21 protein-coding genes, 1 CRISPR repeat array and 1 riboswitch are annotated in these 24,907 nt (G+C 67.0%); of the genes, 19 read left to right on the top strand and 2 right to left on the bottom strand.

The features are described from left to right. Window positions 1-127: 127 nt before the first annotated feature. The 8 genes from BI335_RS09445 to cas2e are packed head-to-tail and all read left to right on the top strand — an operon-like array spanning window position 128 to window position 8,977. Entirely contained in the window at window positions 128-3,034 is a 2,907-nt protein-coding gene (locus BI335_RS09445) for a CRISPR-associated helicase/endonuclease Cas3 (RefSeq protein WP_094430545.1), read from the top strand. Further along, window positions 3,015-4,601: a type I-E CRISPR-associated protein Cse1/CasA gene (gene casA / locus BI335_RS09440; RefSeq protein WP_094430543.1), complete on the top strand. Its 1,587-nt coding sequence runs from the start codon at window positions 3,015-3,017 to the stop codon at window positions 4,599-4,601. Before BI335_RS09445 ends, casA begins: the two co-directional genes overlap by 20 nt. Then, complete coding sequence (gene casB, locus BI335_RS09435) at window positions 4,594-5,229, top strand: type I-E CRISPR-associated protein Cse2/CasB (RefSeq protein WP_094430541.1); 636 nt, start codon at window positions 4,594-4,596, stop codon at window positions 5,227-5,229. The genes casA and casB overlap by 8 nt, the downstream gene beginning before the upstream one ends. Then, complete coding sequence (gene cas7e, locus BI335_RS09430; protein ID WP_094430539.1) at window positions 5,226-6,347, top strand: type I-E CRISPR-associated protein Cas7/Cse4/CasC; 1,122 nt, start codon at window positions 5,226-5,228, stop codon at window positions 6,345-6,347. The genes casB and cas7e overlap by 4 nt, the downstream gene beginning before the upstream one ends. Further along, window positions 6,344-7,063 carry a type I-E CRISPR-associated protein Cas5/CasD gene (gene cas5e, locus BI335_RS09425; RefSeq protein ID WP_229119525.1) on the top strand — a complete coding sequence of 240 codons (720 nt, stop codon included), beginning with the start codon at window positions 6,344-6,346 and terminating at the stop codon, window positions 7,061-7,063. The genes cas7e and cas5e overlap by 4 nt, the downstream gene beginning before the upstream one ends. After that, the gene (gene cas6e, locus BI335_RS09420) at window positions 7,060-7,701 is read left to right on the top strand and encodes a type I-E CRISPR-associated protein Cas6/Cse3/CasE (RefSeq protein ID WP_094430535.1); all 642 of its coding nucleotides are present in this window, start codon (window positions 7,060-7,062) and stop codon (window positions 7,699-7,701) included. The genes cas5e and cas6e overlap by 4 nt, the downstream gene beginning before the upstream one ends. Next, complete coding sequence (gene cas1e / locus BI335_RS09415; protein WP_094430533.1) at window positions 7,698-8,630, top strand: type I-E CRISPR-associated endonuclease Cas1e; 933 nt, start codon at window positions 7,698-7,700, stop codon at window positions 8,628-8,630. The genes cas6e and cas1e overlap by 4 nt, the downstream gene beginning before the upstream one ends. Window positions 8,631-8,638: 8 nt before the next feature. Next, on the top strand, window positions 8,639-8,977 hold the full coding sequence (gene cas2e, locus BI335_RS09410; RefSeq protein WP_229119524.1) for a type I-E CRISPR-associated endoribonuclease Cas2e: 339 nt from the start codon (window positions 8,639-8,641) through the stop codon (window positions 8,975-8,977). A gap of 44 nt (window positions 8,978-9,021) precedes the next feature. Beyond that, a CRISPR array of direct repeats spans window positions 9,022-12,356; the repeat unit is 28 nt; unit sequence GTGCTCCCCGCGCGAGCGGGGATGATCC. A 211-nt stretch (window positions 12,357-12,567) separates the two neighbouring features. On the opposite strand, the gene BI335_RS09405 is transcribed toward cas2e, so the two are convergent. Continuing rightward, window positions 12,568-13,890, bottom strand: coding sequence for an MFS transporter (locus tag BI335_RS09405; RefSeq protein WP_094430528.1), 1,323 nt, complete (start codon window positions 13,888-13,890; stop codon window positions 12,568-12,570). Window positions 13,891-14,235: 345 nt separating this feature from the next. On the opposite strand from BI335_RS09405, the gene BI335_RS09400 reads away from it, so the two are divergent. The 7 genes from BI335_RS09400 to BI335_RS09370 all read left to right on the top strand — a co-directional run bounded on the left by BI335_RS09400 (window position 14,236) and on the right by BI335_RS09370 (window position 19,542). Continuing rightward, window positions 14,236-15,054 carry a hydrolase gene (locus tag BI335_RS09400; protein ID WP_094430526.1) on the top strand — a complete coding sequence of 273 codons (819 nt, stop codon included), beginning with the start codon at window positions 14,236-14,238 and terminating at the stop codon, window positions 15,052-15,054. 211 nt (window positions 15,055-15,265) lie between these two features. Next, window positions 15,266-16,330: a YeeE/YedE family protein gene (locus BI335_RS09395; RefSeq protein WP_094356554.1), complete on the top strand. Its 1,065-nt coding sequence runs from the start codon at window positions 15,266-15,268 to the stop codon at window positions 16,328-16,330. 94 nt (window positions 16,331-16,424) lie between these two features. Beyond that, window positions 16,425-16,652, top strand: coding sequence for a sulfurtransferase TusA family protein (locus BI335_RS09390; protein WP_094356553.1), 228 nt, complete (start codon window positions 16,425-16,427; stop codon window positions 16,650-16,652). Window positions 16,653-16,708: 56 nt separating this feature from the next. Next, window positions 16,709-16,818, top strand: a riboswitch (TPP riboswitch). Beyond that, a complete protein-coding gene (gene thiO / locus BI335_RS09385) occupies window positions 16,809-18,029 on the top strand; it encodes a glycine oxidase ThiO (protein WP_094430783.1) in 1,221 nt (406 codons plus the stop codon). It overlaps the preceding riboswitch by 10 nt. A gap of 2 nt (window positions 18,030-18,031) precedes the next feature. Then, complete coding sequence (gene thiS, locus BI335_RS09380; RefSeq protein WP_094430524.1) at window positions 18,032-18,232, top strand: sulfur carrier protein ThiS; 201 nt, start codon at window positions 18,032-18,034, stop codon at window positions 18,230-18,232. A gap of 1 nt (window position 18,233) precedes the next feature. Beyond that, window positions 18,234-19,034: a thiazole synthase gene (locus BI335_RS09375; RefSeq protein ID WP_094430522.1), complete on the top strand. Its 801-nt coding sequence runs from the start codon at window positions 18,234-18,236 to the stop codon at window positions 19,032-19,034. 52 nt (window positions 19,035-19,086) lie between these two features. Then, window positions 19,087-19,542, top strand: coding sequence for an HhH-GDP family DNA glycosylase (locus tag BI335_RS09370; RefSeq protein ID WP_094430520.1), 456 nt, complete (start codon window positions 19,087-19,089; stop codon window positions 19,540-19,542). 13 nt (window positions 19,543-19,555) lie between these two features. On the opposite strand, the gene BI335_RS09365 is transcribed toward BI335_RS09370, so the two are convergent. Then, a complete protein-coding gene (locus BI335_RS09365; protein WP_208109281.1) occupies window positions 19,556-20,389 on the bottom strand; it encodes a MurR/RpiR family transcriptional regulator in 834 nt (277 codons plus the stop codon). 213 nt (window positions 20,390-20,602) lie between these two features. Between BI335_RS09365 and BI335_RS09360 the strand changes: the two genes are divergently transcribed. Genes BI335_RS09360 through murQ form a run of 4 tightly spaced genes read left to right on the top strand, consistent with a single transcriptional unit; the run spans window position 20,603 to window position 24,907 of the window. Continuing rightward, window positions 20,603-22,156 (top strand): ABC transporter substrate-binding protein, encoded by a 1,554-nt coding sequence (locus BI335_RS09360; protein ID WP_094430781.1) that lies wholly within the window; start codon window positions 20,603-20,605, stop codon window positions 22,154-22,156. Continuing rightward, window positions 22,156-23,115 (top strand): ABC transporter permease, encoded by a 960-nt coding sequence (locus BI335_RS09355; RefSeq protein WP_094430516.1) that lies wholly within the window; start codon window positions 22,156-22,158, stop codon window positions 23,113-23,115. The genes BI335_RS09360 and BI335_RS09355 overlap by 1 nt, the downstream gene beginning before the upstream one ends. Then, window positions 23,112-24,008 (top strand): ABC transporter permease, encoded by an 897-nt coding sequence (locus BI335_RS09350; RefSeq protein ID WP_094430514.1) that lies wholly within the window; start codon window positions 23,112-23,114, stop codon window positions 24,006-24,008. The genes BI335_RS09355 and BI335_RS09350 overlap by 4 nt, the downstream gene beginning before the upstream one ends. Beyond that, the gene (murQ, locus tag BI335_RS09345) at window positions 24,005-24,907 is read left to right on the top strand and encodes an N-acetylmuramic acid 6-phosphate etherase (RefSeq protein WP_094430512.1); all 903 of its coding nucleotides are present in this window, start codon (window positions 24,005-24,007) and stop codon (window positions 24,905-24,907) included. The genes BI335_RS09350 and murQ overlap by 4 nt, the downstream gene beginning before the upstream one ends.

Below are 24,907 nucleotides of genomic sequence, written 5' to 3'. Positions count from 1 at the left end.
GTGAGCGGGGATGATCCCGCTTCTTCTCGAAACTCTAAGGCTTTAGTAGAAAGTTTTGCCAGGCCATTGACGTCGATGCTGGCACTGGGCGATGCTGTAGGTCACCCCCACCCCCGGGAGACATCTCATGGACGAGACCTTCGCAGGCGTTGATGACAGTCTGAGCCCACAAGCCCGCTGCGTGTGGGCGAAATCAGGAAATCGTGCCCGTGAGTGGCTGCCGCTGAATCAGCACATGCTCGACTCGGCTGCGATGGCCGAGCGACTGTGGGATCAGTGGCTGGCGCCCGGCATTCGGGTTCGTTGGGGTGAGGCGTTTCCGGGCGGAGAGATCGACGCTCGGGCGCTGTTCGTGTTCCTCGCCGCCGCCCATGATGTTGGCAAGGCCTCCCCCGTCTTCGTCGCGCAGGTGGAGACCTTCGCTGAACGGGCACGTCAGCAAGGGTTGCCCTGCGCGGTGATGGATCTCCTGAAGAACGATCGAAAGCACCTGCCCCATGCCACGGTCAGTTACCTCGCATTGGAGGAGTGGCTCCGCGATAACGACATCGATGACGTACTCGCCAAGCAACTGGCGTCAGTCGTCGGGGCCCACCACGGCCGCCCGGCCGCGGGGAGGCTCTCGAAGTTGAGAGCACGGAAGGCGGCCCTCGGTGGGGACGAGTGGAGTCGGGTGAGGACGGAGCTGCTCGACTGGCTGGATGCCGAGCGAGGGGTCTCCGATCGGTTCCGATCGTGGGATGGGGTATCCGTGCCCTTGCCCACTTTGGTAGGGATGTGCGGCCTCGTCATCATGGCCGACTGGTTGGCGAGCAATCAGGACTACTTCCCACTCAGAATGACCGACGACGACCTGAGCCCGGAGTTGCCGAGCCCAGACACCTGCGCCGAACGTTGGGACGCGGGTTGGGGCGAGGTCGGCATGCCTCACTCATGGTCGCCGACGGTGCCGATCCTGCCGGCGAGTGAACTCTATCGGTCACGCTTCGACGGCTGGGAGGATCGAACACCTCGGCCACTGCAGCGAGACCTGGTCGACCTGGTGTCCAACAATGACATCGGGCTCCTTTTCATCGAATCCGAGATGGGCTCGGGCAAGACCGAGGCCGCGTTCGTCGCTGCCGAGATACTGGCCGCCAAGTGGGGCGCCCAAGGCCTGTTCGTAGCGCTTCCGACGCAGGCCACCACCGACGGCATGTTCAGCAGAATGCTTCCGTGGCTGGAAAAGCTCCCGCAGCCACCCGAGGATGTACCGGCATGGTCCATGACCTTGGCTCACGGGAAGGCCTCGCTCAATGAGGACTATGCCGCCCACGTAACCGCATTTGACGATTTCGAGCGAGAGATAGAGCGGTCGGGAGGAACCGCAGGCGTACACGACGAGGAGGACGAGTGTGCGGACCGCTTGGTCAATGCCGTCGCGCATCAATGGTTCCGGGGGCGCAAGCGTCGCCTGCTCGCCAGCTTCGGAATCGGCACCATCGACCAGCTATTGATGGCCGGCCTGCAGCAGAAACACCTGATGCTTCGACACCTCGCGTTTGCCGGCAAGGTCGTGGTGATCGATGAGTGTCATTCCAGCGATGACTTCATGAATGTCTACCTGGACACGGTTCTCGGCTGGCTCGGGCTCTACGGCGTGCCCGTCATCCTGCTGTCCGCGACGCTGACGACCGAGCGGAAACACGCCATGCTTCGGGCGTACGCCCCAGGTGTCGACACGACCTGTGAATCCGAGGGTTATCCGCAACTGACCTGGATCGACGCGGCTCGCACGCGCATGTCATCACAGGTGGTCGAGGACAGTTCCCGCCCGCGCAGCGTCCAATGGGAATGGATCGACGAGGACGACGATCACCTGGCGGACCTGCTCGAACAGAACTTGGCCGACGGCGGTTGCGCACTGGTAGTTCGGAACACGGTCAAGGACGCCCAGAGGATCGCCGATCTACTGCGCACGCGTGAAATCGCTCCCGTCACGCTGGCCCACTCTCGGTTCCTGGCTGTCGATCGCGCCCAGAATGACGCCGAGCTTCGGCGACTCTACGGGCCGAGGGCGGGCCTCGGGACTCGGCCTGAGCGGTCGATCGTCGTTGCCACCCAGGTCGTCGAGCAATCACTGGACGTCGATTTCGACGTGCTGATCACCGATCTGGCGCCGATGGACTTGCTCTTCCAGCGCGTCGGGAGACTCCATCGACACCAGTGGCGCACGCGTCCTGCGGGGCTCGCTGATGCACGGGCGTACCTGATTGCGGACAGAGCGGGCGCGTTACCGACAGGCACCGGAGGGTCGAAGTTCGTGTACGGAGGCCATCACCTGCTGCGCACGGCCCGCGTACTCGATCAACATGGGGGCGAGCTGGGGATCCCCGGTGACATTGCCCCGTTGGTGCAGCGTGCCCTCGGGGGTGAGGACCTCGGCGGTGATGAGGCACAGGCTGCCGAGTTGGCCGATGCTGCAGAGAAGCACTCTGCCGAGGTTCGGACTCGACAGGCGAACGCCCAACGGTACGCCCTTGGCGACTGGGATCCCGAAGACGGCGAAGGTGACAATCTCGGCCACTGGTTGCATCTCGTGACCGATTCCAGCGAGGCGTACCTCGGCGCCATGGTGCGCGACGCCAAACCCTCCCTAGAGGTGATCGTGATCCCGCTTGAGCCAGACGGAAGTCGTGCGATTGTTCCGCCTTGGATGTCGGATGGTGGCACGCTCGACACCAGCAGCCTCCCCGATGACCAGTTGGCACACCGCATCGCAACCTGGACGGTCAAGTTGCCTCCCTCGGTGACCATCGACCCTGTTCGACTGACGGCATTGATCACCGCACTTGACAAGGGCGTCGTCAAGGGTTGGGTACTGCCCCGGCATCGGCTCATCAAAGGGCAATCGATACTTCCTATGCACCAGACCCACGAAGGGAGCAACGTCTTGGAGACCACAATTTTTGCCGACACGAACAAACCGATCCACCTGCACTACTCACCCGATCGAGGACTTGAAGAGGTACCTGATGAGCTTCAATCTCGTTGACGAACCGTGGGTTCTCGTCCAGACCACTGAGGGGCCCGACGAACTGTCCCTTGCTCAACTCTTCGCCAGAGCAGACAGCATTCGCGCGATCACCGGTGAGATCCCGACTCAGGGGTTCGCGATTCTCAGAGTGTTACTGGCCATCTGCCATGACGCCATCGGTTGGCACACGAACAAGGCCATCAGATCCCTCCACGATTCCGGTATCGACCTCGACCGCATCCAGGACTACTTGATCGAACACCACGATGTGTTCGATCTGTTCCATCCGCAGCGGCCCTTCATGCAGGTGGCCGGTCTGCGCACGACCAAGGACGAACACTCCGGGTTGGAAAAGTTGATCGCCGATGTACCGAACGGTTCCCCGTTCTTCACAACCCGCGCCGGTCGCGGACTCGACAAGATCTCGGCGGCGGAGGCGGCACGGTGGCTGGTCCACGTCCAGGCCTTCGATCCATCCGGCATCAGGTCCGGTGCGGTTGGCGACATCCTGTCCAAAGGAGGAAGGGGTTACCCGATCGGCCCGTCCTGGGCGGGGCAGATCGGTGGGATCGTCCTGCACGGTGACAACCTGCGCGAGACCCTGGTGAACAACATCTCCGTAACCCGTGAGTCGCTCGATGATCGGCCGGTGTGGGCACTGGCAACACCACACACGTCCGAGCGCGAGGAGGAGAGCATGCCCGCGGGACCCGTCCAGACCCTTGTCTGGCAGTCTCGGCGAGTACGCCTTGTGGGTGATCGGGAAGGTGTGAGGGGGGTGGTGCTCGCCCAAGGAGACAAGGTCGTCCCACAGAGAATGCTGGGCATCGAGCCGATGACCGCCTGGCGGTATTCCAAGCCGCAGTCGAAGAGCTTCGGCCGGCCCGTGTACATGCCGAACCAGCACGAAGCGGGTCGAGCCATGTGGCGGGGGCTGCCCGCACTGATCGCGGCAGGTGCCGAGCAGATCGATGACAATGGGTCGAAGTTCGATCGCTTCCAGACTCCCGACACGGTGAGAGTTGCCGACGAGCGGGATGCGACCTATGTGGCGCAGGCGGTAGGTATCCAGTACGGCCCGCAGAAGGCCGTGATCGAAGAACTCATTGACGATCGGATGGAGCTCCCGGGAGTGTTGCTCATAGACGGTGGCACTGAGCTGCAGGTAACGGTGACGGACGGGGTGGACAACGCAGACACCTGCGTTCGGGCGCTCGGGCAGTTGGCGGCGAATATCGCAAGGGCTGCGGGCGAGCGCGGTGATGATGCCGGCGATGGGGCACGGCAGCGCGCAATGGCAGAGGCGTGGGCCGCCCTGGACCAGCCGGCCCGCGCGTGGGTCGCGTCGATCAGCGCCGACTCCGATCCCTTGGAAGTCCTGCGTGCTTGGCAAACGCAGGTTCAGAGGATCATGCAAGATCACGCCAGGATCCTCGTCGATCGAGCCGGGCCGGCCGCTATCCGGGGTCGTCAGACCAACTTCGGCTATCTGAGCGCACACAAGGCTTACTCGTTCTTCCTGCGTGACCTCCGCAAGGAACTCTCCACGATCCAGCCCACGAAGAAGGAGACCGCAAATGGCTGACAAGATCTGCCGCGATGTCGTGAACGCGCGGATTGTCTCGCTGGCCCCGGACCCAGCCAGCCTGACCCCTTCCGGGCGCGCAGCCCTCGCCCAGCTTCGTCGCGGGGCTGGGAAACCACCCGGGTCGATCCCCGAGATCTGGCAATACACGATGGCCGAACTCGGTGACGGTGCAGCCGCCCCGGTTGGTCGGCGCGAGGTTGCGGTGCATGTGGCACTCACGCAGTGGGCCATGCATCAGCAGTCAAAGGGTGCGCACATGCATCGCAGGGACCGGCCATTCGGATCGGCTCTGCGGCTGCTGGCTTCAACTCAGAACCGCGCCACGCCGCAGGAAAGCCCCGCGTACCGACGCATGATGGCACTGGCCTCCAGCCGGAACCTCGCGGGCATCACCACCCACTCGCGTGGCTTGATCGGCCAGCTTCGCACGGCCGGGTTCGGTTTCAACTACGGCGACTGGGCAGAAGACCTCTACTGGATCCAGGTCCCCGGCCATGCCGTCGACGTCCAGCGGCGCTGGGGAAGGGATTTCTACCGCCTGACCGAGGACTCGATCAATCAGACCCTTGATGACATGGATGACCCCACCGACAACAGCAGGACCAGCCAAGGAGCAGCACAATGACCACCTATATCGAGATCCACGCAATCCAGAACGTTCCGCCCGCGAATCTCAACCGAGACGACACCGGGGCGCCGAAGACCGCCACATACGGTGGTGCGGTACGCGGCCGGGTGTCATCCCAGTCCTGGAAGCGGGCAATGCGCAGACACTTCAACGACCAACTCGATCCGAAGGATGTTGGTCGTCGGAGCAAGCAAGTGGTCAAGCTGCTCATGGATGCCGTGGTGGAGCGTGACCGCGACCTCGAGGAGCGAGCAGAGTCTCTCGCAGTGTCCGCCCTGAAGGCCGCCGGTTTCGACCCCAAGCCCAAGAAGGGTAAGAAGGGGGAGCCGGACGGTACCGCCGAGCTCGGCTACCTGCTGTTCGTCTCCCAGCGCCAGATCGCTGCAGTCGCGGATGTGATCGTTGCAAATGCCGATGCCGGGGATGACAAGGCGCTGGTTGCTGCCTTCAAAGCGGCCGGAGTCAAGAACCTGCTGGATGCGGATCATTCGATCGACATCTCACTGTTCGGGCGGATGGTCGCAGATGCTCCCGACCTCAACGTGGACGCCGCCTGTCAGGTCGCCCATGCTATCGGCGTGCACGAAGTCGTGCCGGAGTTTGACTATTTCACCGCGGTGGACGATGTGGTCGAGGCGGCTGAGGAGGCCGGGGCCGGGATGATCGGGACCGTCGAGTTCTACTCGTCGACCTTCTATCGCTACGCAGCTGTCAACCTGGACCAACTCGCCACCAACCTGGGTGACGAGAAGGCGGTCTCCATGGCTGTCGAATCCTTCGTCCGCGCGTTCGTCGAGTCGATGCCCAGTGGCAAGCAGAACACCTTTGCATCGGGTACCCGACCGACCGCAGTCCTGGTCACCGTCGCCGAGGGGCAGCCGGCCAGCCTGGTCGGCGCCTTTGAAGAGCCTGTGAAGGACTCCCTCGGTTATGTGAAGCCCGCTGTCGGGAAGCTGGCTGATCATGCCCGTGAAGTCTTTGACACCTGGCGGAAGCCCAAGGAGATCTTGGTGTGCGGATTGCCGGGTGACCTGTCCAGGCTTGCGGAACTCGGAGATGTGGTCAGCTTCGACGAACTCGCCGCGAGGGCAGGCAAAGCCGGAGTCGCATCATGAGCGTTTTGGTCCTGCGACTTGCAGGGCCACTGCAGAGCTGGGGCGTACGCAGCAGGTTTGTTCGCCGAACTACCGAAGCGATGCCAACCAAGAGCGGGCTGATCGGCCTGCTTGCGGCGGCGAAGGGAATGCGCCGCCAGGATCCGCTGGAGGACCTTCTCGAGTTGTCACTCGCCGTTCGGTGTGATCAACCCGGTGAGCTGCTCCGTGACTTCCACACCGCCCACCATCAGGTCTCGGGGAAGTCGATGCCATTGTCGGAGCGGTACTACTGGTCGGACGCGGTCTACACCGCGTACATATCTGGTCGAGACGAGGTGATCGACGGATTGAACGAGGCCCTCGCCGATCCCGCTTATCCCATCTATCTGGGCCGTCGGTCCTGTGTTCCGGAGGGTCGTATCGTGCTCGCAGTCTCGGCTGAACCTGTCAAGGAACTGGTGCATACCACACCCTGGCAAGCCGGAGTCCCGCATCAGAAACGCATGAAACAACCCACGGTGACCCTCGACGTACAAGCGGACGAGGGAGTTTTCGCCGAGCTCACTGCCGCGCGACAGGTTCAGGACGTGCCACTGAGTTTCGACCCCGAGCGACGTGACTATGCGGTGCGCGCCGTGGTGGACACCTCGGTCGAGGTTCCCAACCCACGTTGGACTGCGCCTGCCGCTGCTGATGGGCATGACCCGTTGTCACTGGCGAAGGAGTACGCATGATCCTGAGCCGTATGTTCATCAACAAGCAGCGTCGTGACGCCAAGAAGTTGCTGGTATCACCACAAGCGATGCACGCTGCGGTGCTCTCCGGATTCCCTCCTGATGTTGATCAAGGGCGGGTGCTGTGGCGATTGGATGGCATGAGTTCGCCTCAGACTTCGCTGTGGATCGTGTCGAGAGAGCGTCCGGACTTGACGCACCTGGAAGAGCAGGCGGGCTGGCCTTCTCGACCGACGACCCGATCGGAGAACTACGACGGTGTGCTCGCCGCGCTGGCGCCGAATCAGAGCTGGGCGTTCCGGGCCACAGTCAATCCGACGCATCGGGGCAACCATGCGGGGCGCAAACAGATCTTCGCGCACGTGACGGTCGAACAGCAGACGCAGTGGTTGCTGGACCGTCAGGACCGGATGGGTGTGTCTCTCCTGGGGCCCGACAAAGAACGCACGTTTGGCCTGACGTCCCGGGACGTCAAGAAGTTCAAGCGAGGGGACGCATCTGTGACCCTGGCGTACGCCACGTTCGAAGGTGTGCTGCGAGTCGTGAATGCCGAACGACTTCGGTCGGTCCTGGTCGAGGGTCTGGGGCGCGGCAAGGCCTACGGTTGTGGTCTCGTCACACTTGCCCGACCAGCATGATTCCGGGGGCGGCGCCGCCAACGGCCCGACAGCTCAACCGGATCGATGATCGTCTTTCCTTTCTTTACTTGGAACGGTGCACACTGAGCCGAGACGCCAACGCCATCACCGCGACGAACGAGACCGGTACGGTGCACATCCCCGCCGCGGGTGTGAATGTGCTCCTGCTCGGGCCGGGTACACGGATTACCCACCATGCGATGATGGTGATCGCTCAGTGTGGAGCGACTGCCGTCTGGGTCGGGGAGAACGCGGTTCGCTACTACGCGCATGGTGTCCCGTTGGCCCGTTCGACCCGGTTGCTCGAGGCGCAGGCCGAGGCAGTGAGTCATCGCGACCGCCGGCTGTCGGTTGCTCGGCGGATGTACGGCCTCAGGTTTCCTGACGAAGCTGTGGATCGTGCGACGATGCAGCAGTTGCGAGGCCGTGAAGGTGCGCGAGTACGCCAGATCTATCGTCAGAACTCGGAACGAACTGGTGTTCATTGGTCGAAGCGGGACTATGACCCCGAGTCGTTCGAGACCGGGGACGCGATCAATCAAGCCTTGTCTGCCGCACATTCCTGTCTCTACGGTGTGGTGCACGCCGTGATTGTCTCGCTTGGATGTTCTCCTGGACTTGGTTTTGTCCACACGGGACACGCCCGATCCTTCGTCTACGACCTGGCCGACCTGTACAAGGCGGATGCGACGATTCCGATCGCGTTCGACACGGTGGCAAGTGAACCGGAGGACGTCGCCGGCGATTCCCGACGACGGTCTCGCGACGCGCTCCGCGAGCTGCACATCATCGAGAGGTGCGTCAAGGACATCAAGGATCTCTTGTTGCCGCAGGAGCAATCGGAGTTCGAAGTGGATGTGACCTATCTCTGGGATGACAAAGCGGTGAATGTGGCCGGCGGGGTGGACTATTCGGAGGTGGAGTTCTGATTGTCATCGTGCTGAGCAAGGTCCCTTCGGGCCTGAGAGGCCATCTCACTCGTTGGCTCATGGAGGTGGCGCCAGGTGTCTACGTCGGAAAGGTGTCAACGAGGGTTCGAGAGGAGCTCTGGGCGTTGATCCTGGACATGGTCCGTGACGGCACTGCGCTGATGGTTCTGACAGCGCGCAATGAACAAGGTCTGGAGATTCGCAACCATCGGCACGCATGGACGCCTGAGGACTTCGACGGGGCCATTTTGATGCGTCGGCCTCCGGCGAACGTGGAGTCGACCGGGGCCAAGCCGCTCTCGTCTCGAGCTGCTCGGTTTCGCCGGCTTCGGAGCCGGGGAAAGTGAATTGGATCTGTCTCCCAGTAGGGTGAAACCCCTTGTCAGGAAGTGTGCTCCCCGCGCGAGCGGGGATGATCCGTGCTCGGTGGCGATCGACCGCGCCGGGGTGATGTGCTCCCCGCGCGAGCGGGGATGATCCCCCGAAGCGGACCGCGGCCCGGGTCGAAACATCGTGCTCCCCGCGCGAGCGGGGATGATCCCTCGTTGAGGAACTGGTCATCGCGCCAGAGGTGGGTGCTCCCCGCGCGAGCGGGGATGATCCGGTCATTCAGGGACACACGACCCAAGCGGACTGGTGCTCCCCGCGCGAGCGGGGATGATCCCGGGGCGACGACGCCGACGACGCCGAGGATGGCGTGCTCCCCGCGCGAGCGGGGATGATCCGCTGCCCCAGGTCACCATCGGTTTTCGCGGGTTGTGCTCCCCGCGCGAGCGGGGATGATCCGCGCTGCGACCGCGCCGCCCGCCTGCTGGGTGCCGTGCTCCCCGCGCGAGCGGGGATGATCCGGCGTTGGCTGACGAACTGGAGGCATCGTGAACGTGCTCCCCGCGCGAGCGGGGATGATCCGGCTGAGGCCGAAGCGCGACGCCAACTCGCGATGTGCTCCCCGCGCGAGCGGGGATGATCCCGGTGTCGTAGGCCATGCCGTAGACGAACGAGAGTGCTCCCCGCGCGAGCGGGGATGATCCGGCATCTCCGACCACGCAGGCTTTGCGCCGGGCGGTGCTCCCCGCGCGAGCGGGGATGATCCGTTCGCGACGGCGCGGTCCACCATCGTCTGGATGTGCTCCCCGCGCGAGCGGGGATGATCCAGCCATCTTCGTCGGTCTCGGGCCGAATGACGCGTGCTCCCCGCGCGAGCGGGGATGATCCCCAGGTTGTCCAGCGCTCGCTGGACGGGTTCAGTGCTCCCCGCGCGAGCGGGGATGATCCCCCCAGCCACCGTAAGCGCTGCCGCGGGTGGACGTGCTCCCCGCGCGAGCGGGGATGATCCTACCGGGTGCTTGCCTTCCCCGAGGGTGTCGTCGTGCTCCCCGCGCGAGCGGGGATGATCCGTCAGCGACGGCAGCAAGGGCCTGCTCTGTGACGTGCTCCCCGCGCGAGCGGGGATGATCCCTGAGCCGGGACTTTTTGGCGTACGCGCAGAGCGTGCTCCCCGCGCGAGCGGGGATGATCCGGAGGACGGAATGAGTGACATGACCCTGAGTCGGTGCTCCCCGCGCGAGCGGGGATGATCCCCAGTCGTCCCCGGAGCCGGAGCGGATCAGATAGTGCTCCCCGCGCGAGCGGGGATGATCCTTTTACGAGCAGCGCATCGGATTGCTGCAGGCGGTGCTCCCCGCGCGAGCGGGGATGATCCGCTCGCTGTTCTGCCAGCTCGTGCGAGCAAGCAGTGCTCCCCGCGCGAGCGGGGATGATCCGTAGTCGGGCGAGTGCGGTGGCACCCAAGCGATGTGCTCCCCGCGCGAGCGGGGATGATCCGGCGAGTTCGGCCACCCGGATTCATGAGCTGAAGTGCTCCCCGCGCGAGCGGGGATGATCCCCAGTGACCGGAACGCCTGAAATTGCAAGGGCGGTGCTCCCCGCGCGAGCGGGGATGATCCGCTCCACGGCTGGAACGGCAACGAGGTGTTCGGCGTGCTCCCCGCGCGAGCGGGGATGATCCCGCATAGCTGAGCGCAGCGGTCACGCGGTAGCGGTGCTCCCCGCGCGAGCGGGGATGATCCCGCTGGGTTAACCCTTGGGTACTTGCTTGGGTAGTGCTCCCCGCGCGAGCGGGGATGATCCGACCTCACCTGATCACCCATCACCCAGGAGCAAGTGCTCCCCGCGCGAGCGGGGATGATCCGGGGAGTACCTGCCGGGCGCACCAGACCGCCAATGTGCTCCCCGCGCGAGCGGGGATGATCCGCACCTCGACCAGGCGGGCCGGCGCTGCACCATGTGCTCCCCGCGCGAGCGGGGATGATCCGCTCGGCGAGAACTGCGCGGAGACCCTGGCTAAGTGCTCCCCGCGCGAGCGGGGATGATCCGAACTCGAGTCGGTCGCCGAGCAGGGGCACGAGGTGCTCCCCGCGCGAGCGGGGATGATCCGAAGATCGGCAACCCCGTCGACCCGCCGCTCGGGTGCTCCCCGCGCGAGCGGGGATGATCCCACCCCGGTCCACGATCCCGGCCCCCGCTGGACCGTGCTCCCCGCGCGAGCGGGGATGATCCGACTCGGGAGAGGGCCGGTCCGAGCCGCTCAGCGTGCTCCCCGCGCGAGCGGGGATGATCCTGCTGGACGCCGGCGACGATCTCCTCGCAGCAGGTGCTCCCCGCGCGAGCGGGGATGATCCGGATGCGGGGGTGGCATAGCAGAACCCGCACCTGTGCTCCCCGCGCGAGCGGGGATGATCCCGCGGTCTCGTGCACCCTGTCGCACAACAATTTGTGCTCCCCGCGCGAGCGGGGATGATCCGCTGCTCCCCGAGGTCGTCTCGATGCTCGCCGAGTGCTCCCCGCGCGAGCGGGGATGATCCTGCTGCGCTGGGATAGCGGGTCACGCGCGCGACGTGCTCCCCGCGCGAGCGGGGATGATCCTCGGCATGGTGGGTGGTGCTGGACCGATACGGCGTGCTCCCCGCGCGAGCGGGGATGATCCGGTGGTTGGCCCCTCGCTGGCCGTCCACTGCGGGTGCTCCCCGCGCGAGCGGGGATGATCCCCGACGTTGCCGATCAACTGACCAGCTCGGACCGTGCTCCCCGCGCGAGCGAGGATGATCCCCCTTCGCCTAGGACAACACCACCTACGGGGCAGTGCTCCCCGCGCGAGCGGGGATGATCCGGAGTACCCCGAGGTCGGCTACGAGGACGAGGGGTGCTCCCCGCGCGAGCGGGGATGATCCGAGGGGCCTCGGCAGCGAGAGCGTCGTGCCGAGTGCTCCCCGCGCGAGCGGGGATGATCCCAGTGACCACTACGAGCGCGACGAGTGGATCGAGTGCTCCCCGCGCGAGCGGGGATGATCCTAATGGGGAGTGCCTTCTTGCTCTTCATGGCCGGTGCTCCCCGCGCGAGCGGGGATGATCCGGACCGTCTGTTCGCCCGCCTGACCCCGCCCACGTGCTCCCCGCGCGAGCGGGGATGATCCGATCAACGCGCCAACGCCGCGCTGACGCAGAAGGTGCTCCCCGCGCGAGCGGGGATGATCCGCACTGATCGGTCCGTACCGGCGGGTGGTGATCGTGCTCCCCGCGCGAGCGGGGATGATCCGTCCGCCAGGATCATCGGGATCACTCCGCAGTGGTGCTCCCTGCGCGAGCGGGGATGATCCCAGGGCGGCGGTACGCCACGCCGAGCCCTGCCCGTGCTCCCCGTGCTCCCCGCGTGAGCGGGGATGATCCGTGTAGAGATCTGCAACGAGTGTGGGCTCTGTGTACCCCGACGCTCGAAACCGCCGGGTTCATCTCGACACGCTGGTCCGGCTCCGCTTCGCTGCGCCGGGCCAGCTACTCGATGAGCGTGTGGGGACTGGTTTCGCTTCACCGCACCGGGTCAGCTGCTCGATGAGCGTGGGTGGGAATCGGCCCCACGGGGCCACTACTCGAGAAACGTTCACGCACCCACGGGTTCAGCCGGGGGAGCGCTGTCGGAATAGAAGCGGGAGAGCAGGGCGTACGCCTTGGTGCGGAAGGCGATCAGGACGACGACGAGCATCACCAGCGAGGCCATCACGAAGACCGCTGCGATGCCACGGGCCTCACCCGATCCGAGCAGCCAGCCCCAGGTCGCCCTGCCGGAATCGCTGTTCATGTAGGGAATCAGCCAGAACTGGGCCAGCGGGCCGATCAGGAATGACGACACCGGGGTCGATGCCGACTCCACGCTCTGCGCCAGGCCGAAGACCCGGCCCTGCCGATGCAGCGGCACCACCCGCTGGATGATTGTCTGCTCGGCCGCCTCGGCGGCGGGCATCATTGCCATGAACAAGAAGATGCCCACGGCGTACAACCACTGCCATTCGCGGATCGTGAACAGCATCCCCAGCAGGGCAACGCCGACATTGACCAGCAGCAGGGTACGGACCGGATTCTCACCCAGGCCGCGCTTCGCGACGATCGCGCCGCCGACGATGAAGCCGGTTCCGGTGACACCGAGCACGATGCCCCAGGCCTCCACCGGGAAGAGCGTCAGCCCATAGGGATCCATCAGCGCCATGAACACCCCGCCCACCAGATTGTTGAAGCAGGTGAAGAAGATCAGCGCCATCAACCCCGGCACCGCGCGTACCGCGGCGATGCTGCCGGCCAGATCGATCTTCTTGGTGCCGAGCTCGGGATCGTGGAACACGCCCTCCTCCGGGATCGCCACCGTGAACAGGTGCAGCAACGCGAACACGGTCAGCGTGATCGCGATCCCCAGCGTCCAACCCATCCCGAGCAGGCCGATTGCCAGGCCGCTGAACACCGAGGTCAGCGTGAACGCGATGCCCTGCACCGCACCGACCAGGCCATTCGCCTGCGGACGTTGCTCATCGGGCACCAGCAGGGTCACCGTTGTCGACAGGGCGATGTTGCGCAGGTTCTCCACCACCCCGCCGACCAGGATCACCCCGCTGAACAACCAGAACATCGGACCGGTCCAGTCGAGCAGAATCCTCTTGTCCACAACGAGATAGAGGAATCCGGCGATCAGGTACGCCGCCGTGGTCACCAGGCTGGACGCGACCATCACGCGCTTCTTCTTGTGCCGGTCGACCAGCACACCGAACGGGATGCCGAGCAGCGCCACCAGCAGCATGTAGAGCCCACCGACGATCGCGGTCGCGAGCACCGACTTCGTCTCCAGATAGACCCAGAAGGTCAGTGCGAACCACAGGAAACTCGTCGTGACATTGGCGACGAGCGTGTTCGCGAGCACGCGATGGAACTGCCTCATGGGAGCAACGCTACGAGTGATCGGGGACATCCGCTTATCCATTTCTGCGCACCTGCTGTGGCGTGGAGGGGGTGGTACGCCGACAGTCCAGCAGGGGATGCGGACAGGTTCGGTCCGCCAGGGTGGTTGATCTCGTCTCGTCTCATCTCGACACGCTCACCCGATGAACGTGGGGTCGCCGGCTCCGCTTCGCTGCGCCGGGTGAGCTACTCGATGAGCGGGTGGGTGGCTCCGCTTCGCTGCGCCGGGTGAGCTACTCGATGAACGTGGGGTCGCCGGCTCCGCTTCGCTGCGCCGGGTGAGCTAGTCGATGAGCGGGTGGGGTGGCGGTGGGAGGATGGGGGCATGACCGTGCTCTGTGAGAACTGCGGCGTCGAGGCCGCGGATCCATTGCCCGAGGTGTGCCCGATCTGCGCGGATGAGCGGGAGTTCCTCCCTGCCGACGGCGTGCAGCGCTGGGTCGAGCTCGACGAACTGCGACGCCTCGGTCATCGCACCGAGCTCAACCAGTTCGAGCCCGACCTGTGGGGCCTGGTCACCACCCCGAAGATCGGCATCGGGCACACCGGCTTGCTGCTGCGCACCCCGCAGGGTGTGGTGCTCTGGGATCCGCCCGGCTTCGTCGATGAGGGGATCGCCGCCGAGATCCGCGGCCAGGGGCCGATCATCGCCGTCGTCCCCAGCCACCCGCACATGTACGGTCTGCAGCTCGAGTGGGCCGCGGCCCTCGGCGGCGTACCCGTCGTGCTCGCCGAAGCGGACCGGCAGTGGGTGCAGCGCACCGGGGACGCCCTCGACTTCTTCACCGACCACCGCGAACTCGCGCCCGGACTGGCCGTGCACCGCTTCGGCGGACACTTCGCCGGCAGCAGCGTGCTCGAATGGTCCGCCGGCGCCGAGGGCCGCGGCGCACTGTTGGTCGCCGACACCGTGATGGTGAACCCCGACCGGACGAGCGTCAGCTTCATGCGCAGCTACCCGAACCGGATCCCGCTCTCCGGTGCCACCGCCCGACGGCTGGCCGACCGGGTCGCCGAACTGCGGGCCGACCGGGCGTACAGCAACTTCGGGAACGTGCTCGACACCGAGCTGCAGCAGGCGGTACGCCGCTCGGCGGACCGGCATGCCGCCTGGTGCGCGGGGGAGTACGACGAGGGGGAGTGAGGGGTTGGGGCCGTTGGTTTCGACTCGCTCGTTCCTCGCTCGCTCAACCAGCGGGTGGGCCTCGCTCGTTCTTCGCTCGCTCAACCAGCGGCGCCCGGTCCAGAATCCGGTCCGGATTTCCGGGAATACCCAAGGCCTGCCTATAGTTCCATGGTTTGAGCCTATGACCATGGGTCCTCAGTGACCCCGTCCCAGACCTGGAGTTGCACTCATGTCCCTGACCGGACTACTCCTCGGCGCGTTGCTCGGCTTCGTGCTGCAGCGCGGCCGATTCTGCGTCACCGGTGCTTTCCGTGACGTGTTCCTCGCCCGCAAGACCCGCTGGCTGACCGCCTTCCTGATCGTGATCGCCGTGCAGAGCGTCGGCGTCTTCGCGCTGCAGTCCGCCGGCATCATCGAACTGTCGTTCAAGGCGCTGCCCTGGTTGGCGGTGATCGTCGGGTCGCTGATCTTCGGCATCTCGATCGTGCTCGCCGGCGGCTGCGCCACCGGCACCTACTACCGCGCCGGCGAGGGCCTGGTCGGCAGCTGGGTCGCGCTGGTGGCGTACGCCGGCTTCGCGGCGGTGATGAAATATGGCGTGCTGAAGCCCGTCAACGACGGGATGCGCGCCGAGACCGTCCCGGTGACCACCGTCCAGGACAGCCTCGGCATCTCGCCCTGGTTCCTGGTCGTGCTGCTGGTCGCCGGCGTCGGCTACCTCGCGTACCGTCAGCTGCGCAGCCAGCCCAAGCTGAAGGTCGCGACCCTGCCGCCGGAGAAGACCGGCCTGAACCACCTGCTCTTCGAGAAGGCCTGGCACCCGTTCGTCACCGCGGTGATCATCGGCCTCATCGCGATCGCCGCCTACCCGCTCAGCTACGCCGCCGGCCGCGAGGCGGGCCTGGGGATCACCACCCCCTCGGCCAACCTGACCAGCTTCCTGGTCACCGGCAACACCGCCCGCATCGACTGGGGCGTCTGGCTGGTCGTCGGCATCCTGGTCGGTTCCTTCATCGCCGCCAAGGGCGCCGGGGAGTTCAAGATCCGGGTACCCGACTCCAGGACCATCGTCCGCTCCATCGCCGGCGGCGTCGGCATGGGCGTCGGCGCCTCGCTGGCCGGCGGCTGCACCATCGGCAACGCGATGGTCGAGACCGCCCAGTTCAGCTACCAGGGCTGGATCGCCTTCGCGCTGATGTTCCTCGGCACCGGCATCGGTGCCCGGCTGTTCATCACCGGCCGGCGCAGCAAGTCCGCCAGCGGTACGCCGCAGCAGGCCCTGGTGAACGCCTGAGCGGTACCCCTCGACACGCGATCCATTGCTCCGCTCCGCTACGCATGGATCGCTGCTCGGGGAACGGAAGTCCAAGCAGAAAAGGAGAATGACAATGTCCAAGCACGTACTCGAGACCGTCGGTGAGGTCTGCCCGTTCCCGCTGGTGGAGGCCAAGAAGGCGATCGCCGACCTCCCCAACGGCGACGAGCTGGTGATCAACTTCGACTGCACCCAGGCCACCGACTCGATCCCGCAGTGGGCGGCCGAGTCCGGTTACCCGGTGACCGACTACCGCAAGCTCGGTGACGCCGGCTGGACCATCACCGTCCAGAAGGCCTGACCCACATCTCCCACGGGGCATCCGGTTGAGCACCGGATGCCCCGGGTACAATTCCAGACGTTCTTCGCGGGAGTCCGAGGCATCGGGCTGAGAGGGGGCTGTGCCGCCCCGACCGTTGCAACTTGGTCCGGATCATGCCGGCGTAAGGAGAAGTCGATGGAATCACGCATCCTCTGCGGGTTCCGGGATTCCGAGCTCGACGCGATCGTCGTCGGTGCCGGGATCGCCGGACTCGCGGCCGCCTGGGGGCTGAGCCGGCGCGGTCATCGAGTGACGATCGTCAGCGATGACGCGGCCGATGCCGCCTCCCCGGTCGCCGGCGGCATGCTCGCCCCCGGTTCGGAACTCGACTACGGCGAGGACGACCTGCACGAATCGGCGGTCCGCAGCCTGGCCGCCTGGCCCGAATTCGCGGGCGAGATCGAGGAGCAGAGCGGGGCGTCGATCGGCTTCGGTACGCCCGGGACGCTGGCCGTCGCGCTGGATCGCGACGAGGACGCGGTGCTCGCCCGGCACGCCGACCTGCTGCAGGATCACGGCATCGACCACGAGCTGCTGACCGGTCGCGAGGCCCACCGCGCCGAACCCGCGCTGCGCAGCCGGATCGCCGGGGCGCTGCGGGTGCCGGGGGAGGCCAGCGTGGTCCCCGAATCCGCGCTCGCCGCCCTGCGCGCCGCGCTGGAGCAGCAGGGCGCCCGCTTCGCCACCGGCTCCGCCGAACTGCTCGGCGACCAACACGGGGTGCACGGGGTACGCCTCGGCGGCGTCCCGATCACCGCCCCGGTGGTGGTGCTCGCCGCCGGCCATCGCTCCCGGACCCTCGCCGCCTCGATCGACCTCCCCGTCCCGGTCCGCCCGGTCAAGGGCGAGATCCTCACCCTGCGCCCCGACGCCGAGGTGCCGCAGGCCATGATCCGGGCCCGGATCGACAATCATCCGATCTACCTCGTGCCTCGCCCCGACGGCACCCTGCTTGCCGGTGCGACGACCTGGGACACCGGTGAGACAGACACCCGCCCCACGGTCCGCGCCGCCCTCGATCTGCTCGGCGCCGCTGCCGAACTGGTACCCGGCCTGCGGGACGCCGAGGTGGTCGCCCACCGGGTCGGGCTGCGGCCCGGTACCCCGGACAACCGCCCGCTGGTCGGACCGACCGAGGTGCCCGGACTGCTGCTCGCCACCGGCCACTTCCGGCACGGGTTCCTGCTGGCCCCCGAGACGGCTCGGCAGGTGGGGGACGCGGTGCTCGATCTGCGGGCACCGGAAGACGTGGCTTCGACTCGCTCGTCCCTCGCTCGCTCAGCCGACGTGGGGTCTCGCTCGTCCCTCGCTCGCTCAGCCGACGTGGGGACCCGCTCGGACGATGTGGAGGTATGAGGATGCAGATCACGTTCAACGGGGAACCGGCCACGGTGCCCGACGGCAGCACGATCGCCGACCTGCTGGAACAGCAGGGGTTGAGCGGCAAGGGCCTGGCGGTGGCCGTCGACGGTTCGGTGGCCGTGCCCTCGCAGTGGGCGACCACCACGATCCCCGAGGGTGCCGAGCTCGAGGTGCTCCGACCGATGCAGGGAGGCTGACATGACCACCATCGAGAACCCCGCCGTCGCGGCTGTGGAGACCTTCGAGCTCGCCGGGCGTACGCTGCGCTCCCGGCTGCTGCTCGGCTCCGGTGGCGCCTCCAGCCCAGCGGTGCTGCGGGCCGCCGTCGAGGCCGCGGAGAGCGACATCGTCACCGTCACCATGCGCCGGGCCGGCAGCACCGCCGGCAGCGGACTGATGGAGACCGTGGTCGATCTCGGCGTACACATCCTGCCCAACACCGCGGGCTGCCGCTCGGCCCGCGAGGCCGTGCTCACCGCCGAACTCGCCCGCGCCGCCCTGGACACCGACTGGATCAAGCTCGAGGTGGTCGCCGACGACCGCACCCTGCTGCCCGATGTGCTGGAACTCATCGAGGCAGCGGAAACCCTGACCCGCAAGGGATTCCGGGTGCTGCCCTACACCACCGACGATCCGGTGGTCGCCGCCCGGCTGCAGGACGCCGGTTGTGCGGCGGTGATGCCGCTCGGTGCGCCGATCGGCAGCGGACTGGGCATCCGCAACCCGCACGCGATCGAGCTGCTGCGCGAGGCCGTCCAGGTCCCGGTGATCCTGGATGCCGGCATCGGCACCGCCTCCGAGGCCGCCCTGGCGATGGAGCTCGGCTGCGACGCCGTGCTGCTCGCCACCGCCGTCACCCGGGCCGAACGCCCGGAGCTGATGGCAGCGGCGATGCGCGACGCGGTCCGGGCCGGGTACGCCGCCCGGCGCGCCGGCCGGATCCCGCGGCGCCGGCTCGCCCGGGCCTCCTCGCCCGAGCAGGGCCGGATGGGAACCTGAGGACTGTGCACCCGAGGATTGGGCAGGCGAGGGGCTGGGTAAGAGCGCGGATATGGCCAAGCAGCATGGAGAATCCGACGAAGACAAGGCCCGGATCGGCCCCGCGGATCTGGGTATCGACCCGGCCGGGGGAGCGGACGACCAGCTGTTCAAATGGCTGGTCGCCTGCCTGCTGTTCGCGAATCCGATCAGTCAGGAGATCGCCGCGGCCGCCTTCGGTGCCCTCGACCGCGACGGGGTCCTCACCCCGAAACGACTGGCCGAGGCCGACTGGCAGCACCTGGTCGACCTGCTGGGCGAGGGCCACTACAAGCGCTACGACGAATCGAAGGCGCGCGAGCTGATCGCCCTGGGGCGTGATGTGCAGCAGCGCTACGACGGTCGGCTCGCCACGCTGCCCGAGGGCGCCGACTCCCGCAGCGCGATCCTGGACCGGCTGCAGGAGTTCACCGGAATCGGACCGAAGGCCGCCGAGATCTTCCTCCGTGAGACCGGCTGGCAGGGTTGACCAACGGCATCGATCAACGCCGGGATCGCAACACCCGCAGGGTTTCCCGCAGCGCCTCCATCGAACCGTCATAGTTCGCCTGCGCCACCCCGATGAACAGGCAGTCCAGCACCAGCAGCTGCGCGGTCCGCGAGCCCAGCGCGCCGGAGCGGAACGGGTCCTCCCGCGCCGCGGTCAGCAGCACCACTTCGGCATGCTCGGTGATCGGCGACTCACCATGGTTGGTGAGCGCGATGGTCCGCACTCCACGCGCCCGGGCGAGCCGCAGGAACTCCACCGTGTCGACGGTTTCGCCCGAATGTGACACCCCGAGCGCCACCCCGCCCGGGGGCAGCGCGGCGGCCGCCGTCCAAGCGGCGTGGGTGTCCGGCCAGAACAGCGCCGTCTGCCCGATCCGGGAGAGCTTCTGCTGCAGATCGTGCAGCACCACCGCCCCCGCACCCGCGCCGAAGAGGTCGACCCGGGCGGCACCGGAGATCAGCTCGATGGCCTCCGCCAGCGCACCGACATCCAGGGTGCGCGCGGTGTCGGCCAGCGACAGCCAGGAGTTGGTGTAGACCTTCGCCACGATGTCGGGCAGGGAATCGCTGCGGTCGATGTCCCCGGTCGCCTCGGTGGTCGCTCCGGCCGCCTCGTCCCGGCGGGCGTCCAGGGTGAGGTCCATCCAGAACGCCTTGAAATGCCGATAACCGAGCCGCTGGAACAGGCGTACCACCGTCGCCGTCGAGGTCTCCGCCCGGGCGGCCACCGACGAGATCGTCGGATGCGGTTCCCCGCTGTCCGGCTCCAGGAAGACCCGTGCCACCCGGGCCTCGGCCGGCTTCAGCGAGGGGAGCAGAGCGCGCAAGCGGATCGTCGCGGGCTTCGACTCGCTCGTTCCTCGCTCGCTCAGCCGGCGGGTGGTGGGTTCGCTCGTTCCTCGCTCGCTCAGCCGGCGGGTGGGTGGCCGGGGTGGCATCGTCCTCCGATCTCAGGTTGAAAACGATTCTTACATGTCTGACCAATTGTATGTAAGGTTCTTTCACCGGGGACCTGACCAAGGAGGATCTTGATGCCCGCCATGCGATCTACCGTCCGGCGGCTCGCCGCCCTCACTCTGCTCAGCGGCCTGGCCGTCACCGCGGCCGGTTGTGGCGGCGGAGGAGGGGCCGATGCCGGCAGTCAGGCACCCAGGGCCGCGGGTGCCCCCGGGGGCACCGCGGTCGTCGGCGTGACCACCGACCCGGACACCCTGGTGCCCTGGAAGGCGACCCAGTTCCAGGCCGTCAACGTGCTCCAGCAGCTCTATGGCACGCTCACCGAGTTCGACGAGAATCTGCAGGTGGTGCCGGGCCTGGCCGAGTCCTGGCAGGCCTCCTCCGACGGCAAGCAGGTCACGCTGAAACTCCGTCAGGGTGTGAATTTCGCCGACGGCAGCGCCTTCGACGCCACCGATGTGAAGCACTCCCTGGACAAGATCAAGGACGAGAAGACCGCCGCGGTCTCGCGCACCTCGCTGGCCAGCGTCGACCAGGTGACGGTCTCCGATCCGCAGACCGTGGTGCTGCAGCTGAAGGCCGCCGATGCCTCGCTCCCGGCCAACCTGGCCACCATCAACATGGCGATGCTCTCCTCCGACGACACCGAGGAGAAGCTGAAGACCCAGCCCAACGGCACCGGTCCGTTCAGCTTCGACAAGCGCACCCCGAGTCAGTCGATCGGCCTGAAGAAGAACGCCGACTACTGGGGTCCGAAGGCGGCCCTGGACGCCGTCGAGTTCCGCGTGATCCCCGATGAGAACGCCATCGTGTCGGCGATGCAGGCCGGCAATGTGCAGCTCTCGGTGATCAACGATCCGCTGGTCGCCAAGAACGCCGAGGGGGCGCTGCGGGTCACCAAGACCGCCCAGTTGAACTACCACGTGCTGCAGCTCGATGCCCGCAAAGGAGCGCTCACCGATGTGAACGTACGCCTGGCCATGCAGTGCGCGATCGACCGGCAGCAGGTCCTCGACACCGCCGCCCTCGGTGAGGGTGAGGTCACCGGACCGATCACCTCGCCGGCGTACAAGTCCGACCCCAACGCTCGGCCGTGTCCGACGCGCGATCTCGCCAAGGCCAAGGAATACCTCGCCAAGACAGGGAAACCGCAGGGTGTCGCGGTCAAGACGATCGTCTCCCAGGGTGAGTACGCCACCTCGGTCAACGAGGCGCAGAACCTGAAGGCCCAACTCGCCGAGGCCGGGATCGACCTGCAGCTGGAGGTGCTGGAGTCCGGTGCCTTCGTGAAGCGCTGGACCTCGGCGGACTTCGAGGCCGCGGTGGCGCTGAACGGTGGTCGACCGGATCCGGACGGCGCCTACGGCCGCTACTTCACCAGCACCGGCAACCTGAACAAGGTCGCCGGCTATTCCTCACCGGAGCTCGACGCACTGTTCGCGAAGGGCAAGGCGACCCAGGATCCGGCCCAGCGCGAGGAGATCTACGCCGAGGTGTCCAAGCAGCTGGAGGACAACGCGGCCTGGATCTGGACCTTCACCGGTTACACCTACACCGCGACCACCTCGAACGTCGGCGGTTTCAAGCCGATGGCCACCGGGGGGTTGCAGTTCCTGCGCACCACCACCGTCAACTGATGCTGAGGCATCCACTCATCGGCCGGCTGATCTCCGGCATCGCCACCCTGCTCGGGGTGGCGGTGCTGGTGTTCATCATGCTGCGCGCGATTCCCGGTGACCAGATCACCGCCAACCTCGGTATCGAAGCGGCCGGGTTGACCCCCGACCAGCGGGCCGCGCTGGAGGCGTACTACGGCACCGACCAGCCGCTGGTGGCCCAGTTCTTCTCCTGGCTCGGCCAGGTGCTCACCGGGAACCTCGGCTTCTCCGCCCGGGCGCAGACCAGCGTCGCCGCACTGATCGCCGCCTCCCTGCCGGTGACCGCCGAACTGGCCGTGCTGTCGATCCTGATCGCGGTGCTGATCGGCGTACCGATCGGCATGCTGGCCGCGTCCCGGCCGGATTCGGTACGCGACGGGGCCGGGCAATCCGTTGCCCTGCTGGGATTGAGCATCCCCGCGTTCCTGCTGGCCACGGTGCTGCTGGCCTGGACCTCGCGGTCCTTCGGCTTCAATCCGAACGGCAAACCGTACGCCCCGCTCTGGGTGGACCCGGTCACCAACCTGCAGCAGCTGCTGCTGCCGGCGCTCACCCTCGGCATCGGGATCGCGGCGCCGATCATCCGCACCACCCGGACCGCGGTGCTCGAGGTCCGCGGCCTGGACTTCATCCGGACCGCGAAGGCGAAGGGGGTCGGGCCGCGACGCCTGCAGGCCAAGCACATCCTGCGCAATGCGCTGGTGCCGATCGTCACCATGACCGGACTGCAGTTCGGCTATCTGCTCGGCGGTGCCGTCGTCGTCGAACGGGTCTTCTCGCTGCCCGGCATCGGCCGGCAGGTGCTGCTCGGCATCGAGCAGAAGGAGTACGCCGTGGTGCAGTCCACGGTGCTGGTGATCGCGCTCGCGTTCGTGCTGGTCAACCTGCTCACCGACCTCACCTACCGGCTGATCGATCCCCGGGTGCGTGCCTCATGACGACCACCCCCACCGACCTCACCACCCAGGCTGGCGAGGGCACCGGCGCGCCGATCGTCCGGCGTCGACCCTGGCGCCGGCTGTTCCGCTCCGTGTCCGGGGTGATCGGCGTGGTGCTGTCCGGATTGCTGCTGCTGTTGGCATTGATGGCGTGGCTGCACCTCACTCCCTACGATCCGCTGGCGCAGAACGCGCCGCAGCGGCTGCGGCCCCCGTCGGCGCAGCACCTGTTAGGCACTGACCAGTTCGGCCGCGATGTCTTCTCCCGGGTCGCCGCCGGTCTCGGCAACTCGGTGCGGATCGCGTTGCTCGCGGTGGCGCTCTCCGCGGCGGTGGGCACCCTGGCGGGGTTGGTCGGCGGCTACTTCCGCAAGGGCGCCGACACGGTGCTGGGCGGGGTGGCCAATGTGCTGTTCGCGTTCCCGCCGCTGCTGCTCGCGCTCACCCTCGCCTCGGTGCTCACCCGCAACTGGGTCACCGTGGCGATCGCGATCGCGGTCGTCTATGTGCCGATCTTCTATCGCGTCACCCGGGGGCCGGTGCTGTCGCTGCGTGAGGTCGAGTTCGTCCGGGCCGCGGTGAGCACCGGGCAGAACCCCTGGGCGGTGATGTTCCGGCACGTGCTGCCCAACATCACCGGTCTGGTGATCGTCCAGGTGGCGCTGTCGCTGTCCTGGGCGGTGCTGACCGAGGCGTCCCTTTCCTTTCTGGGATTGGGTACGCCACCACCGGCACCCTCGTTGGGGTCGATGATCTTCGAGGCCAACTCGACGGTCTACGTGGCGCCCTGGACGATGGTCGCCCCCGGGGTGCTGGTGGTGCTGCTGGTCAGTGCGCTGAATCTGCTCGGTGACGGGCTGCGCGATGTGCTCGATCCGAGGGAGGCCCGATGAAAGAATTGTCCGGACTGGACACCGAGGCGACCGCCGCGGGTGCGGCGGATCTCGATCTGCTGCCGGTGGCCGAGCTGGCGGCCCGGATGAACGCCGGTGACCAACACGTGCCGCTGGCCGTCCGTGACGCGCTGCCGGCCATCGTGCCGGCGATCGAGGCGGTCGTTGAACGGCTGGCCGCCGGCGGCCGGCTCTGCTACGTCGGTGCGGGTACGCCGGGCCGGCTCGCGGTCGTCGACGCCTCGGAATGCCCACCCACGTTCAATACCGACCCCGACCTGGTGACCGCGGTGATCGCCGGTGGGCCAGCTGCACTGACCAACTCGATCGAGGGTGCCGAGGACGACTGGGACGCCGGCCGCGCGGTCGTCGACGAGCGGGGCCTGACCGCAGGTGACGTCGTGGTCGGGGTGGCGGCCTCCGGGCGCACCCCGTTCGTGCTGGGTGCGATCGAGGCGGCCAACGAGATCGGTGCGCTCACCCTGGGCGTGGCCTCGGTCACCGACAGCCGGCTCGGGCACGCCGCGGCGTACCCGATCGAGGTCGTGGTCGGGCCGGAGTTCATCACCGGATCGACCCGGCTGAAGGCCGGCACCGCGCAGAAACTGGTGCTGAACATGATCTCGACGATCACCATGATCCGGCTCGGCAAGACCTACGGGCCGCTGATGGTCGATGTGCGGGCCAGCAATGCCAAGCTTCGGATCCGGGCGATCCGCATCGTGGTGGAGATCACCGGTGCGACCGAGGCCGAGGCCCGGGAGGCGCTGGAGCGGTCCGGTTGGGAGGTCAAGGTGGCGACGCTGGTGCTGCTGCGGGGTCTCGAACCGGTCGCGGCCCGGGAGCTGTTGGGCCGCCACGACGGCCGATTGCGGCCGGCACTCGACGGGGAGGAGTGA

This window comes from Enemella evansiae, assembly GCF_002250705.1.
GTDB lineage: Bacteria > Actinomycetota > Actinomycetes > Propionibacteriales > Propionibacteriaceae > Enemella > Enemella evansiae.
Note: the sequence above shows the minus strand (reverse complement) of the source record. Positions and strands in the feature narration are given on the sequence as shown.